This is a genomic window from Flammeovirga agarivorans (assembly GCF_012641475.1).
Lineage (GTDB): Bacteria > Bacteroidota > Bacteroidia > Cytophagales > Flammeovirgaceae > Flammeovirga > Flammeovirga agarivorans.
Genome location: NZ_JABAIL010000010.1, coordinates 146,194 through 160,391, shown reverse-complemented (window position 1 = coordinate 160,391; position 14,198 = coordinate 146,194). Strand labels below are relative to the sequence as shown.

General features: G+C 34.3%; 15 protein-coding genes. 6 read left to right on the top strand and 9 right to left on the bottom strand.

Annotated elements, in window-relative coordinates:
• Positions 1-52 precede the first annotated feature (52 nt).
• A complete protein-coding gene (gene holA, locus HGP29_RS23680; protein WP_168884937.1) occupies positions 53-1,072 on the top strand; it encodes a DNA polymerase III subunit delta in 1,020 nt (339 codons plus the stop codon).
• 54 nt (positions 1,073-1,126) lie between these two features.
• Positions 1,127-1,483 (top strand): 6-carboxytetrahydropterin synthase QueD, encoded by a 357-nt coding sequence (gene queD, locus HGP29_RS23675; protein WP_168884936.1) that lies wholly within the window; start codon positions 1,127-1,129, stop codon positions 1,481-1,483.
• A gap of 56 nt (positions 1,484-1,539) precedes the next feature.
• On the opposite strand, the gene HGP29_RS23670 is transcribed toward queD, so the two are convergent.
• Positions 1,540-1,827 carry a putative quinol monooxygenase gene (locus HGP29_RS23670; RefSeq protein ID WP_168884935.1) on the bottom strand — a complete coding sequence of 96 codons (288 nt, stop codon included), beginning with the start codon at positions 1,825-1,827 and terminating at the stop codon, positions 1,540-1,542.
• A gap of 97 nt (positions 1,828-1,924) precedes the next feature.
• On the opposite strand from HGP29_RS23670, the gene gldC reads away from it, so the two are divergent.
• Positions 1,925-2,269 carry a gliding motility protein GldC gene (gldC, locus tag HGP29_RS23665; RefSeq protein ID WP_168884934.1) on the top strand — a complete coding sequence of 115 codons (345 nt, stop codon included), beginning with the start codon at positions 1,925-1,927 and terminating at the stop codon, positions 2,267-2,269.
• An 82-nt stretch (positions 2,270-2,351) separates the two neighbouring features.
• On the opposite strand, the gene HGP29_RS23660 is transcribed toward gldC, so the two are convergent.
• The 6 genes from HGP29_RS23660 to HGP29_RS23635 all read right to left on the bottom strand — a co-directional run bounded on the left by HGP29_RS23660 (position 2,352) and on the right by HGP29_RS23635 (position 7,642).
• A complete protein-coding gene (locus HGP29_RS23660) occupies positions 2,352-2,951 on the bottom strand; it encodes a hypothetical protein (protein ID WP_168884933.1) in 600 nt (199 codons plus the stop codon).
• Between the two features lie 76 nt (positions 2,952-3,027).
• Positions 3,028-4,917 carry an amidophosphoribosyltransferase gene (locus HGP29_RS23655; protein WP_168884988.1) on the bottom strand — a complete coding sequence of 630 codons (1,890 nt, stop codon included), beginning with the start codon at positions 4,915-4,917 and terminating at the stop codon, positions 3,028-3,030.
• A 147-nt stretch (positions 4,918-5,064) separates the two neighbouring features.
• Positions 5,065-6,171, bottom strand: a complete 1,107-nt coding sequence (locus HGP29_RS23650; protein WP_168884932.1) for a leucine-rich repeat domain-containing protein — start codon at positions 6,169-6,171, stop codon at positions 5,065-5,067.
• Positions 6,172-6,222: 51 nt separating this feature from the next.
• Positions 6,223-6,642 (bottom strand): thiol-disulfide oxidoreductase DCC family protein, encoded by a 420-nt coding sequence (locus HGP29_RS23645; RefSeq protein WP_168884931.1) that lies wholly within the window; start codon positions 6,640-6,642, stop codon positions 6,223-6,225.
• Between the two features lie 4 nt (positions 6,643-6,646).
• Positions 6,647-7,147, bottom strand: coding sequence for a hypothetical protein (locus tag HGP29_RS23640; RefSeq protein ID WP_168884930.1), 501 nt, complete (start codon positions 7,145-7,147; stop codon positions 6,647-6,649).
• 66 nt (positions 7,148-7,213) lie between these two features.
• Positions 7,214-7,642: an SRPBCC family protein gene (locus HGP29_RS23635; RefSeq protein ID WP_168884929.1), complete on the bottom strand. Its 429-nt coding sequence runs from the start codon at positions 7,640-7,642 to the stop codon at positions 7,214-7,216.
• Positions 7,643-7,706: 64 nt separating this feature from the next.
• Here HGP29_RS23635 and HGP29_RS23630 point away from each other — a divergent pair, with 64 nt between their 5' ends.
• From HGP29_RS23630 to HGP29_RS23620, 3 genes are all read left to right on the top strand, one after another.
• Entirely contained in the window at positions 7,707-8,654 is a 948-nt protein-coding gene (locus HGP29_RS23630) for a D-2-hydroxyacid dehydrogenase (protein ID WP_168884928.1), read from the top strand.
• A gap of 234 nt (positions 8,655-8,888) precedes the next feature.
• Positions 8,889-11,516 (top strand): valine--tRNA ligase, encoded by a 2,628-nt coding sequence (locus HGP29_RS23625; protein WP_168884927.1) that lies wholly within the window; start codon positions 8,889-8,891, stop codon positions 11,514-11,516.
• A 129-nt stretch (positions 11,517-11,645) separates the two neighbouring features.
• Positions 11,646-12,449 carry a DUF4292 domain-containing protein gene (locus tag HGP29_RS23620; protein WP_168884926.1) on the top strand — a complete coding sequence of 268 codons (804 nt, stop codon included), beginning with the start codon at positions 11,646-11,648 and terminating at the stop codon, positions 12,447-12,449.
• A 41-nt stretch (positions 12,450-12,490) separates the two neighbouring features.
• On the opposite strand, the gene lpxB is transcribed toward HGP29_RS23620, so the two are convergent.
• Positions 12,491-13,621, bottom strand: a complete 1,131-nt coding sequence (gene lpxB, locus HGP29_RS23615; protein WP_168884925.1) for a lipid-A-disaccharide synthase — start codon at positions 13,619-13,621, stop codon at positions 12,491-12,493.
• A gap of 119 nt (positions 13,622-13,740) precedes the next feature.
• Positions 13,741-14,160: a 6-pyruvoyl trahydropterin synthase family protein gene (locus tag HGP29_RS23610; protein WP_168884924.1), complete on the bottom strand. Its 420-nt coding sequence runs from the start codon at positions 14,158-14,160 to the stop codon at positions 13,741-13,743.
• Positions 14,161-14,198: the final 38 nt, after the last annotated feature.

The window sequence follows — 14,198 nt, the reverse complement described above, 5'->3', positions numbered from 1 at the left end:
CAACATCTAAATTGCACCACGAAATTTTTCACAATTAAGAACAAACTTTTTTATGGCATTTACGGCAGATTCTATCTTGAATAAGATGAAAGAAGGTAACTTTTCTCCTTTGTATGTATTGCAAGGTGATGAGCCTTTTTTTATTGATCAAATTGCCTCATACGTAGAAAAGAATGCCTTAACTGATGCTGAGAAAAGTTTCAATCAGACTATTCTTTACGGTAAAGATACAACGTTAGTACAAGTATTAGAAAGTGCAAGACGCTTTCCAATGATGGCTATGCGTCAGGTTATTATTGTAAAAGAAGGTCAAGATCTTCCAGATTTAAATAGAAAGTCAAGTCAGGAAATGTTCGCACAATATGCAACAACCCCAGTTCCAACTACAGTGTTGGTGATTTGTCTTAAAAATAAGAAATTAGACGGAAGAGGTGCTGCAAAAAAAGCAGTCGATAAAAATGCTGTTCTTTTAGATACTAAAAAGCTTTACGATAATAAGATTCCTGGTTGGATAAAGACTTTTTGTAAAGAGAAAAATTATAAGATTAAAGATCGAGCAGTCAATATGATTGCTGAATATATAGGCAATGATTTAACGAGAATCTCTAATGAATTGGAGAAATTGATGTTAAATTATAATGAGGAAACAGAAATCACAGAATCGTTAATTTCAAAGCATATAGGAATTAGCAGAGAATATAATGTATTTGAATTACAAAATGCATTAGGTGTTAAGGATGTTTTGAAAGCCAATAGAATTGTGATGTATTTCAATGAAAATGCTAAAAGCAATCCTTTTATTCTTGTAGTAGGGACCTTGTTTACCTATTTCTCAAAAATACTGGTAGTACATGAGAACTATTCTCAAAATGATCAATCACTATCTAAACTTTTGGGTGTTAACCCTTATTTCGTTAAAGATTATAAAATAGCCGCTACAAATTACCCGAAACTAAAAGTACTTACGATAATAGAACACCTTCAAGATGCCGATTTAAAGGCCAAAGGGATTAGAGCATCATTATCTGATGACGAAAATCTTAAAGAATTGGTGTTTAAAATCCTTCATTAGAGAAAAATCAATCTTCTACTTTTGCATGAATTTTACATTTGATGCAAAAACACCATGAAGATATTTAAATCCTATACTTTCGAAGCTGCACACTTTTTACCAAATATGCCTGAGGGACATCCTTGTAGAAGAATACATGGACACTCTTGGAAAATGGAATTACATTTTGACGGCGAATTAGTAATGCCTTATGAATGGGTAATTGATTTCAATGAGATAGATGAGGTGGCTATGCCAATTTGGAAAATTCTAGATCATAATTTCCTTAACGAGGTGGAAGGTTTAGAAAACCCGACATCAGAAGTAATTTCAATGTGGGTTTGGAACAAAATTAAGACTTCATTACCTGCCTTATACAAAGTAGTGATTTTTGAAACTCCAGAGGCTGGGACAGAATATTTCGGAGATTAAGTTAATCACTTAAAAAGATATATTAGAAAGAAGTCATATACTTATGACTTCTTTTTTTATTGAATGATATTCATAGAAAAGGCTTCAGGCTTTTGCTTGAATAGTACCTTAGTCTTTCTCCAAGTAGCTTTAAAAAAGTCTGATTCCCTGTAATTATTTAAAGCATCTTCTGAATCCCAGACAGAGAAAGTCATAAAGACTTTTTTATCAGTACTATCTTGTAGTAGTTGAACTGAATGACAGCCTTCAAATTCTTTGATTTTAGGTTGAACTTCGCTAAATAGCTCTTTGAAGGTCTTTATGTGTTCCTCTTGAAATGACATTCTAACAAATCTTTGTAGCATGTATAAATCTGTTTTGTGGAAAGTTGTGTTTATTCCTTGAAATTATGCAACTTTGCATGAATTATCAAAGAAGGTATAGCCAAACAAAATTAATCATATGAAAGAGTCACAGATTCGTGTTAAGGTAGAATTGGATGATCAGAATATTCCGGAAAAGATTTTCTGGAAGGCAGATGATTCTGGTGAGCAAGGCTTACAAGAAACACGAGCTTTTGATTTAAACATCTGGGACCACGAGCGTAAAGAAACTTTACGTATTGGTTTGTGGGGTAAGGAGATGACTGTAGAAGAACTGAAGTTTTTCTATATTGATGCTATGGGTGGTATTGCTCAAAACATCATGAACGCAACAGGTGATGAAAAAATGGCAGCTGAAATACATCAGTTATGTAAACGCATGTCTGACCATGTTGTTGAACTAAGAAACAAAGAAGGAAAGTAATTCCTTTTTTATAATAAATAAAGCTCCCTAAGTTTTTATATAGGGAGCTTTATTCTTTTACAAGATATATTGGGATAGAGAATTAGCTAATAAATCGCAATACTTTTTGCCAAAATGTCTCTTCCACTTTTTTGATTTCACCAACAGTAGGTTTCTTAATTTTCTTACGGTGAGAAGGAGCAATTGGTATCATGAATTCACTGATTCTTTTGAATATGTTTCTCTTTTCAATTTGAGTTAAATATTCTTCTAGAGACATATCTTGAGCCCACATTCTTGAAATCTTCTCGATTCTTTCTTTCGTATCACTTTCGCTTTTACCAATTCGGATAGCAATAGCTTTAGTGTCTAATTTCTGATTGTAATGAAGCGTTAACATCAATAAATCTTCATCAGAGAACTTCAGTTCTACTTCTTCAATAAAGAAATCTGCTTCATTCTCAGGAAAGTGACTATTGATGATGTTAAGGATATCATCCTCATCATTAAGCTGTTCTGCATTCATGATCACATGGGTGAGAGCAGCACTAAAGCCCATTTTGAATTTGGTTTGATCCTGTACACTCTGTAAATCATAAACTTTGAAAAAGAAATCGTTATAGGCTCGATGAATCAAACGATCTTCTTTATTTCGAAAGCCATGAATATATCGAATATTAGGGAGTAAAATTCTTTCTTTCATAGTGTAAAAATAAAAGGCTTAAGGAAAATGTTTTCCAAAAGCCTTTTAATATTTTAAAAATTGATGATTAAATCAATTAGTATGCTCTACCGTCTTTTCCTTCCATGTAGTTTACGAAAGCTCTATTAGCTACTTTCATACCACCCTGAGTAGGGAAGTCTCCTGTAAAGTACCAGTCTCCAAGGTGTTGAGGACAAGCTTCATGTAGGTTATCTACTGTTTGGAAAATCACTTTCACTTCAGCTTTAATATGATGTTGCTTAATAATGTTAGCAATCTCATCTGAAATTTGCTCATTAGTGAACTGATCATAAAGCTGTTGAACAAAGTTTGTGTCCATCTTTTCAGATTTGCGAAGAGCAGATTTACAACGATAGTAAATCTCATCCATAAGATCTTCCTGACCATTTCTTTTGATTAGGTTGATCATTGCTCTAAACGCCACAAACTCTTTCATTTTAGACATATTGATGCCGTAGCAGTCAGGATATCTAATCTGAGGAGCTGAAGATACAACGATGATACGTTTTGGCTCTAAACGATCTAACATCTGAATGATAGATTTTTCTAGAGTAGTACCACGAACAATTGAATCATCGATGACAACTAAAGTATCAACTTGCTTTTTGATCACTTCGAAAGTTGTGTCATAAACATGGGCAACCATGTCATCTCTCATTGTATCATCAGCAATAAAAGTTCTAGCTTTTACATCTTTGATAACGAGTTTTTCATGGCGAGGTCTGAACGACATTAGACGTTCTAATTCTTCTCCACTTACACCACTTTCGATAGCTTCTAAACGCTTCTGAACAAGATATTGATCAATACCTGACATCATACCAAGGAATGCAGTTTCAGCTGTATTTGGTATGTATGAGAAGACAGTGTTTTTAAGATCGTAATCTATAGCCTCAAGAACCTTAGGAACTAATAGTTTTCCTAACATTTTTCTTTCAGAGTAGATACTAGGATCTGTTCCTCTTGAGAAATAAATTCTTTCGAAGCTACAAGATTTCTTTTCAGAAGGTTCTATGTATTTTACTTCTTTGTAGTTGGCAAACTTGTCAATGATTAAAGCATGTCCAGGGTTGATCTCCTGAATCTTGCTGTAATCAGCATTGAAGGCAGTTTTGATCGCTGTTTTTTCTGATGCAACCACAACGATTTCATCATCTGCATAATAGTATGCAGGACGAATACCGTTTGCATCTCTGGCAACGAATCCGCCACCAAAACCAGTTAAGCCCATTAAGGCATAACCACCATCAAAATCTTTGCAAGAGCGAGATAATACGCGTCCAAGATCAAGTTCTTCTTCGATTTTCTCAGAAATCTCAATGTTAGTTAAGTTTGTCTGATTGTACTTTACGAAAAGATCTTGAACTTCTAAATCCAAGAAGTGACCAATTTTCTCCATTACTGTCACAGTATCCACATTTTCTTTGGGATGCTGCCCTAATTCAACTAACCTGTCAAACAATTCATCAACGTTAGTCATATTAAAGTTGCCAGCCATGATCAATTGACGAGAGCGCCAGTTGTTATTTCTCATGAAAGGGTGACAGTGATTGATAGTGTTGTTACCGTGAGTACCGTAACGAAGGTGACCCATGTAAACATCACCGACAAATGGAGTGTTCGCTCTTAGATAATCTGCGTCGAGATATTTCTCTGAGTCTTTGCTTAGTTTGTTTAGTTTTTTGCCTACCTTCTTGAAGACGTCGTTGATGGGATCAGCTTCAACAGAACGAGCTCTATCAATGAAAGGTTTGCCAGGCTTCATACCTAATTTAATACTGGCGATACCAGCACCGTCTTGACCACGGTTACGCTGCTTTTCCATCAATAAATACATCTTACTGATTGCGTAAGTAGGCGTACCGTATTTCTCAATAAAGTATGAGAGCGGTTTTCGCAGGCGTAGCATTGCAATGCCACACTCGTGTTTAATTACTTCACTCACTGGACTAGGAAGGTTAAATTTAAATCCAAGTGCAAAAAAAGTCTTATTTCTTCTCTTACCCAAATAACAGTCCATAAAATATTAAGTCTGGGTGAATTATATAAGAAGAAATAAGACATTTAAGGCCTTTTATGTAAAGAACAGGTGCTAAAAATAATCTGTTTCTATATTCGGATGCTTCTCTTTAAATTTATTTACATCATCAGGAGACACCTGTGCATCTCTGAAATAAATAATTGAAAGGGAAGTTACCCCATCTAATGGAGCTAAATTACTTACTTGTGACCCTGTGATAATCAGAATACTTAATTTTTGTAGATCTGAAAGTGGTGTAAGATCACTAACAGGAGTATTTGAGAAAGTAAGTTCATTCATCGATAACGTCTGAGCTAAAGGAGTAATATCTTTAACCTTGCTATCTGAGAAATAAAATGTATGAAGATTTTTTAATGCACCCACTGATGCAATATCTATTATTTCAGTATTCGAAATATTTAAATGTTCTATATTCTTCAATTTATTAAGAGAACTTAGGTCTGTAACCTTAGTTTTTTGCAATTGAAGATAAGTAAGTGACTTTAATTTTTTAAGACTACTTATATCGCTGACATTAGTATATGACAACTTTAATTCCTCAAGCTTCTTCATTTTCTTAAGGAAAGAAAGGTCTTCTACTTTAGTTTCATCTAAAGCCAACATCTTTAATGTTTTCCTGAAAGCGGAAATAGATGCCCAATCTTCAAATGACTTATTTTGGAAGAGATCTAAGCTTTCAAGAGGAATGTTTGCTATTGGTGCTAAAGTTTTTACTCTAGTTCCAGATAAAAACAATTCATGAATAGTCATCGAATGGTCTAAAGCTGTAAGGTCATTAACTCTGGTAAATGCTAGATTTAGACGCTTAAGATGGTGCATATTTTTTAGAGGAGATAGATCTTTTACTCGAGTATAAGAAATATCAACATCTTCTAAAGCGGTTAACTGGGCAATAGGTTCAAGGCTGGTTACAATTCTTTCATCACCAAAGTCATCATAACCTGAAGCGTTAATAGCAGTAAGTGCTTCAATTTTTTGTAATCCTTCAGCAGTCATGTCGTCTTGGTCCCACATGATCTGTGAAGTGAATATTCCCTTCCAGTATTTGTCTAAACCATTCCACCATTCCATATTCAATGTAGATTGAGCATTAGAAACGGTTGCTGCACACAATAGTGTTAGAAGCAGAATATTTTTTTTAATATATGTTGGGATCATCTTTATTAACTAAATATGTTAGTGTCTAATTTAATTACGTCTGAAATCACTTCATATTGTGTTAGAGGAAGCAGAACTCCCTTTATATTTCTTATTTTGTTGAAGTAAGTCACAACTGTCGCTCTTCTTGCCAAAGATTTTATACCTGTTTTTAGCAATCAGATCGTAAAATGAATCTGTGAACCACATAGGAAATATTGTACCAAAGCGAAATATATTCCATGGTGTACGTAAATCTTTAGCGATTTTTAAAGCAGCTTCAGACTTTAAATAGGCATTGTTATGAGTAATTAATACGATGCTTCCTGTATAATCAATAGGTAAATTGTAGCATTTCAATAATTCTTTACCTTCAGGTGACTGTAAGGACGCAAATTGGAAAGTGTTCTCTTTTTCATGTTTTATAATAAATTGAACACTCTTATCGCATAGATTACAAATTCCGTCAAATAGAATTACTTTTTTACTCATCTTATTATGCTATAATTTCACAATTTGGTTGTCTTAATAAAACGGTCTCCAATTGAGATTGTTCGATATTTAAACCCTTTAGGCTTAATTTTTTAAGGGGCAAATTCATTACTTGCACTAAATCATCTACATAAGTATTGTCTAGATATAATTCTTGAAGGGAAGATGTGAGTATAAGCGGGTCTAGATCGAATACTTCTGTACCTTCAAAATGAGCTACTTTTGTTAATGGGAAATAGATGATTGGGTCAATTTCTTCAATAGGTAAGTAACAAGCAAAGATCTTTTCAAGAGGTAATAATCGATTAAAGAATGTAAAGTCAGGCCAATCATTAATTACTAAATCTTCATCAAATAATTTTGTATAAGTTTCTGAAGCAGATTGCGTGTTTTGGAGTAGACTAATGACTTTAGAATGTTCTATATTTTCTTCTTGAACCTTGATGCTCAATAAAATGATCTCTTTCCAGATATTATCTAATTTTCTCCAACTTGTAACTTTCATTTTTGATATTTTTTGATTGATATGCAAGTTATGAAATTGATCATCTTATCGTTCTATTTATATCTTTTATTTTAATGTAATGGTGTACGGTTTAAGCCGTTCTTTAATGAAATAATTCCATCCTGCTCTGCAGCTTTCTGGTTTGAATTCTTCAATATCTTGAGGAAAAGAGTCAATACCATCAGCTATTACAGTAATTATACTTTCTTGGTTTGAAACAGCTTTAATTGAAAATTGAAGCGTAGACGTTCCTATATAACCATCGTATTCCCATTTTAATGTATATGAAGTGTCTCTGTTAATATCAATAACTTCCCATCTATGAGGAAATGTTCTAGTATTTGATTGCACATCAAATACAGTTGTAAAACCTATTTCTAATTGGAACGATTGGACTTCTTTAAAGAACCATTGATGCAAATGGTCGATATGGGTTATTACTTCCCATAACTTTTCTTGTCCAAGTGGGATATTTTCTTCAACGATTATTTTCATTCTTTGAATTTACTCTCTCACTGTTTAAAAATCTTGTATTTTTGACGAAAATTTAATCAAGAGTATGAAGATCGTTTTTTTAGATACAGAAACATTAGGCAGTGATGTTAAACCACAATTAGACACCTTTAGTAAGTTAGGTGATGTGACATTTTATGATAGTACTACAGCTGCACAATTACTAGATAGGGTAGAGTATGCTCATGTCATTGTAACCAATAAAGTAGTGATTACAGAAGAGGTGATGAAGGCATCATCACAACTGAAATTAATCGCGATTACTGCGACAGGCACTAATAATGTTGACTTGGAAGCAGCAAAAAATATAGGTATTCAAGTAAAAAATGCAGTCAACTATTCCTCGGAAAGTGTGGCCCAACAGACATTTGCAATGTTACTTTCTTTACTTAATAATATACAAGAATATGACGACTTTGTGAAGTCAGGTAGCTATAGTGATGGACAGTCGTTTACTTGGATTGGAAATAGTTTTTCTGAACTGAATAACAAACGTTTTGGTATTATTGGTTTAGGTAATATTGGTACTCGTGTAGCAGAAATTGCAACTGCTTTTGGAGCAGAAGTAGTTTATTATTCAACTTCAGGAATTGCCAGAGATAAACGATACCAATTAGTAGACAAAGATACTCTCTTCAAAACTTGTGATATTATTTCGATTCATTCTCCTTTAAATGACAAGACTAAGAATTTTGTTGATGAAAATGAATTATCACAAATGAAACCTTCTGCTGTTTTATTGAATACTGGACGAGGAGGAATCGTTAATGAAAAGGCTTTGGTTAATGCATTAAATAATAATGAAATATCAGGGGCTTGTGTTGATGTTTTTGAGAAAGAACCTATGAGTAAAGACAGTGTGTTTTATTCAATTAATAATAAGAAAAAAGTATTGTTTTCACCTCATATTGCATGGGCAAGTAAAGAGGCTAGGAAAAAGCTTCTTGAAATTACTTACCAGAATGTAGAAGAGTTAGTAATAGACACTGAATAGTGATATTACGCTGAATAATAGCCTATTTGATAATATTAAAATTCTAAGTTGGATATCAAAGGTGTTGATAATGAGTGTCTTTTGAATAATCTTTTCAAGAAGGATCTTCATTTATCAAATCAGAATTCCTTATTCTTAATTATAGTATTAAATTTGCACTTCGCAATTTGAGGCATAGTGTCCTCAATTTTGTGCATTTATTATTTTTTGTTTCTGAAACTTTAAATCAAAGCAATGGAGCTTGCGACTAAGTACAATCCTCATGATGTAGAGGACAAATGGTATCAGTTCTGGTTAGAGAACAAATTTTTTCATTCTGAGCCAAACCCTGATAAGAAGCCATTCACCGTCGTCATCCCGCCACCAAACGTGACAGGGGTGTTGCATATGGGTCACATGTTGAATAACACAATTCAAGATGTCTTGGTCCGTCGTGCAAGAATGAGAGGTTACGAAGCTTGTTGGGTACCAGGTACTGACCATGCATCGATTGCTACAGAAGCAAAAGTAGTAAAGATGTTAAAGGACGAGCACGGTATTAGTAAATCTGATATTTCTCGTGATGAGTTTATGAAGTATGCTTTCGAGTGGAAAGAGAAATATGGTGGAATCATCTTGAACCAATTGCAGAAATTGGGCGCTTCTTGTGATTGGGACCGTACTCGTTTCACAATGGAAGATGAGCTTTCGAAAGCAGTTATCAAAGTATTCGTCGACCTTTACAAAAAAGGATGGGTATACCGTGGAGCAAGAATGGTAAACTGGGATCCGGCAGGGAAAACAGCTTTATCAGATGAGGAGGTAATCCACAAAGAGGTAAACTCTAAATTATATTATGTACAATACCCAATCGTAGGAAAAGAAGGTGAGTTTGTAACTATTGCAACTACTCGTCCTGAAACTATTCCTGCAGATGCTGGTGTTTGTGTGAATCCTAACGATGAGCGCTTCAAGCATTTGATTGGTGAAAAAGTAATCGTACCAACTACTAACAGAGAAATTCCTGTATTTGGTGATGATTATGTAGATATTGAATTCGGTACAGGTTGTTTAAAAGTAACTCCTGCTCACGATATCAATGACTACGAGTTAGGTTTAAAACATAACTTGGAAGTAATTGATATTATCGAAGAAGACGGATCGATTAACGCTAAAGCGGGTGCTCAATACGCTGGTAAAGATCGTTTTGTTGTTCGTAAGGAAATCGTTAAAGATCTAGAAGCTTCAGGAAACTTAGTTAAAGTAGAAGAGCTTCAAAATAAAGTTGGTACATCTGAAAGAACAGGTGCAGTGATCGAACCAAGAATCTCAACACAATGGTTCGTATCAATGAAAGAAATTTCTAAGCCTGCATTGGAGAATGTAATGAATGATAATATTCAATTACATCCTGCAAAGTTCAAGAATACGTACCGTCACTGGATGGAAAATGTAAAAGACTGGTGTATTTCACGTCAGTTATGGTGGGGACAAAGAATTCCTGCTTTCTACCTTCCTAACGGTGAGTTTGTGGTAGCAGAAACTGCAGAAGAGGCATTGGTAGAGGCTCAGAAAATTGATGCTGATATCACAATCGACCAACTTTCTCAAGACGAGGATGTATTGGATACTTGGTTCTCTTCTTGGTTATGGCCAATCTCTGTGTTTGATGGTATTACAAAACCTGAAAACGAGGAAATTAACTATTACTATCCAACAGATGATTTAGTTACAGGTCCAGATATCTTATTCTTCTGGGTTGCTCGTATGATCATCGCAGGATATGAGTGGAAAGGCGAATTGCCATTCAAAAACGTATACTTAACTGGTTTGGTTCGTGACAACCAAGGCCGTAAAATGTCGAAGTCATTAGGTAATTCACCTGATCCTTTGGACTTAATGAAAGTATATGGTGCTGATGGTGTTCGTGTTGGTTTGTTATTGTCTGCAGCTGCAGGTAACGACTTACTTTTCGATGAGAAATTATGTGAGCAAGGTCGTAACTTCGCTAATAAAATCTGGAATGCTTTACGTTTAGTAAAAGGTCTAGAAGTAAGTGAAGAAGCACAGCCTGAATCAAATAAAATTGCGATCGATTGGTTCGAATCTCGTTTCAATCAAGTATTGGAAGATGTAGAAGCGAACTACGAGAAATATAGATTGTCTGACTCATTAATGTCAGTGTACAAATTGGTATGGGACGACTTCTGTTCGTGGTATTTAGAGATGGTGAAACCAGAGTACGGTTCTCCAATCGATAAGGCGACATTAGAAGCGACAATCAATTTCTTTGAGAAGATCGTTAGACTTTTACATCCATTCATGCCATTCTTAACAGAAGAAATCTGGCATGCAGTGCGTGAAAGAGAAACAGAAGATGCTTTAGTAGTTGCGGATTACCCAACTGTTGAGTCTTTCGACAAAACATTATTGGAACAAGCTACTGCTGCTTTCGAAATTATCTCACAAGTGAGAAACGTTCGTAACAAGAACCAAATTGGACCTAAAGTACCTCTTCCAATGTCAGTTTTAGCTTCTGATTCTACTGTTTACGATCGTTTCGGTGGTATCATTACGAAGTTGGCAAACCTAGAGTCTCTAAAAATGGTAGATTCTGAAGTAGAAGGAGCAACTCAGTTTGTTTACAAATCTGATAAATGTTTCATCGACTTAGCAGATCAAATCGATGTAGAGGCAGAGAAAGAGAAGTTAGCAAAAGAGCTTGAGTACACTAAAGGTTTTATTAAATCTGTACAAAAGAAACTTTCTAATGAGAGATTTGTTGCCAATGCACCAGATGCTGTAGTAGCAAAAGAACGTCAGAAGCAACAAGATGCTGAAGACAAAATCAAAGCATTAGAAGAAGCTTTAGCAAAGCTCTAATCATAAATTGATTATATTAGAAGGCAATTGGGTAATGACTCAATTGCCTTTTTTTGAACTTTATAAATAAGGAAAGTAGTTATTGATACGATATGTATTAGCTATTTCCTCTCAAAAGAAATTAAAACAGTGAATTTTAAAAACACATTATATTTATCCTTTTCTATTATCATTCTGATTTCATCTTGTGCTAAAAAAAATACAGGAGTTTCTAGTGATGGTAAAGCGTCTACTTTAGATGTAAGAAATCTAGACTACACTTATTTATCAACCAAAGGGAAGTTAGAATTTGATTCACCCCAAAAGGATCTTAAAGTAGCCATTGATACTAGAATTGAAAAGGATAAACGTATGTGGATGTCTATGCGAGTAGCAAAAATTGAAGGACTAAGAGTTCTTGCTACCAAGGATAGTGTATTTGCATTGGATAAGTTGGGGAAAGAAGCCTACACCTTAAGTTATGATGATGTTGCGATCCTGTTAGGGTCAAAGATAGATTATGATCTGCTACAGTCTATTTTTACGGGTGATATGCCTTCAAGAATAGCAGATAATGCAAAAGTGAGAGTTGAGGAAGATATGTTTTCACTAACTCAGAAGAACAAGATGCTAACTTTGCTGGCTTTGGTCGGGAGAAGTAATCAGAAGTTAGAAGAGATTATTGTCAATTTTAAGAAAGATGATAAGCTTGCTGTTGTTGATTATACCGATTTTAAGGTTCTCTCAGAAGAATCTGATCAAATCGCACCACATAAAACCAATGTTTTTATTGGATCTGGTGAGTCAAAAGAAGAATTAAAGAAAGAAATAACTGTTGCGATTGATTTTTCAAAGATTGAAATAAAGGAAGAACAACAGAAGATGCCTTTTAAGATACCTTCAAAGTATAAAATTATTGATCGTTCGGAATTAGAGAGAAGAACGATGAGATAATAAAAAAGCCGATTGATATTTAAGTCAATCGGCTTTTTTATTTAGAACTTCTGTTCTGGTATTCCTTCTGTTAAATATTGATACATGAGTGATGCTGCTTTTTTTGAAGTGCCTTCTGTATCAATTTTATCTTTCATTTCTTTGTAATCTGATAAGATCTTCTCTCTTTTTGAAGTGATTGTATATTGAAGTTCTTTATCTAGATTTTCAGTAGTAAAGTCGTTTTGAATCAATTCTCTAACCACTTCTTTGTCCGCAATTAGATTGACAAGTGAGATAAAACGAACCTTGATTAATGCTTTAATAATATTGTAAGTCACAGGGCTAGTTCGGTAGCATACCACTTGAGGAACTTCAAACAATGCTGTTTCAAGAGTTGCTGTACCTGAAGTAACTACCGCAGAAGTAGCTTTATCCAATATATCATATGTTTGATTGAATAATAACTTTACACCAAGGTCTTGCACTTCTTTATATAATTCTGCAGGCAGGTGTTCAACGCCAGCTACAATAAATTGGTACTCTTCTTTATTGTATTTTGGGATAATAGTAAGCATGGTCTTTAATATCATACTTACTTCTTGATACCTACTTCCTGGAAGAATAGCAATAATCTTTTTATTTGGATCTAGTTGATTGTCCTCAAAGAAGGTAGGAGAAGGTGTAAATTGTTTTATGGCATCGAAAAGAGGATTACCTACATAATCTACATCGTAATCGTATTTTTTGTAAAATGCTTTTTCAAAATGCATAATCACAAACATACGGTCGACAACATTTCTTATTCTTTTCGCTCTGCTTTGGTTCCAAGCCCAAACTTTTGGAGAAATGTAATAAAATACTTTTGTGCCTCTTGGTTTTAAATACTTGGCAATTTTCAGATTAAAGCCTGAAAAGTCTACTAATATAACTACATCAGGTTTCCAGCATAAGATATCTTTCTTACACTCATTCATGTATCGTCTAATTGTCAAGAGGTTTTTTGCTACTTCTAAAAAACCCATAAAAGAGATTTCAGAGTAGTGATGTATCATTGTTCCACCCACCTTCTGCATTTCTTCTCCTCCCCAAAAACGGAATTCAGCTTCTGGATCTTTTGAAAGAAGCTCTTTCATTAGGTTGGAGGCATGTAAATCTCCAGATTTTTCTCCTGCTATTAGATAATACTTCATAAATGAGTTTAGTGTGTGTGGAATTGTTCTACCAAGATATATAACAAAGCTATAAAGGTAAAGGAAATAAAAAAAGGATGCCTGTAAAAAGCATCCTTTGGATATTTCTTTAAGAATAATTATTCACCATAATAGCGAACAAAGTTCTTTCTAGTTTCATGCAACTCGATACAATGAAGTTGAGCGTTAGGTGCAAATTCTTTTACTTTTGGTGCTAAGATCTTCCAAAATTCAGTAGCCAAAGTTTCACAGCTTGTCATTTTTCCTTTCAGAAAATCAACATCCATGTTTAAGTTTTTATGATCCACTTTATCGATGATATGTTCTTTGGCAATTTTTCCCAAGTCTTTCATATTCATCACATATCCTGTATTTGGATCAGGCTCACCTTTTACAGTGATCACCATTTCAAAGTTATGCCCATGCCAGTTTTCATTTGCGCACGGCCCAAAAAACTCCTCGTTTTGTTCTTTCGTCCAGTTAGGATTGTAAAGTTTGTGAGCTGCGTTGAAAAACTCTCTTCTATTAATGTAAATCATAATTTTTCAATTTGAGATGCAAAAATAACAACTTACCT

Excerpts from the sequence above, each read along its gene's own strand:
- HGP29_RS23635 (WP_168884929.1), bottom strand. The coding sequence starts at position 7,642 with ATGAAAATAATCGTTGAAGAAAATATCCCACTTGGACAAGAAAAGTTA.
- HGP29_RS23645 (WP_168884931.1), bottom strand. The coding sequence starts at position 6,642 with ATGAGTAAAAAAGTAATTCTATTTGACGGAATTTGTAATCTATGCGAT.
- HGP29_RS23660 (WP_168884933.1), bottom strand. The coding sequence starts at position 2,951 with ATGAAAGAAAGAATTTTACTCCCTAATATTCGATATATTCATGGCTTT.
- lpxB (WP_168884925.1), bottom strand. The coding sequence starts at position 13,621 with ATGAAGTATTATCTAATAGCAGGAGAAAAATCTGGAGATTTACATGCC.
- HGP29_RS23670 (WP_168884935.1), bottom strand. The coding sequence starts at position 1,827 with ATGCTACAAAGATTTGTTAGAATGTCATTTCAAGAGGAACACATAAAG.
- HGP29_RS23640 (WP_168884930.1), bottom strand. The coding sequence starts at position 7,147 with ATGAAAGTTACAAGTTGGAGAAAATTAGATAATATCTGGAAAGAGATC.
- HGP29_RS23610 (WP_168884924.1), bottom strand. The coding sequence starts at position 14,160 with ATGATTTACATTAATAGAAGAGAGTTTTTCAACGCAGCTCACAAACTT.
- HGP29_RS23625 (WP_168884927.1), top strand. The coding sequence starts at position 8,889 with ATGGAGCTTGCGACTAAGTACAATCCTCATGATGTAGAGGACAAATGG.
- HGP29_RS23650 (WP_168884932.1), bottom strand. The coding sequence starts at position 6,171 with ATGATCCCAACATATATTAAAAAAAATATTCTGCTTCTAACACTATTG.
- holA (WP_168884937.1), top strand. The coding sequence starts at position 53 with ATGGCATTTACGGCAGATTCTATCTTGAATAAGATGAAAGAAGGTAAC.
- gldC (WP_168884934.1), top strand. The coding sequence starts at position 1,925 with ATGAAAGAGTCACAGATTCGTGTTAAGGTAGAATTGGATGATCAGAAT.
- HGP29_RS23630 (WP_168884928.1), top strand. The coding sequence starts at position 7,707 with ATGAAGATCGTTTTTTTAGATACAGAAACATTAGGCAGTGATGTTAAA.
- queD (WP_168884936.1), top strand. The coding sequence starts at position 1,127 with ATGAAGATATTTAAATCCTATACTTTCGAAGCTGCACACTTTTTACCA.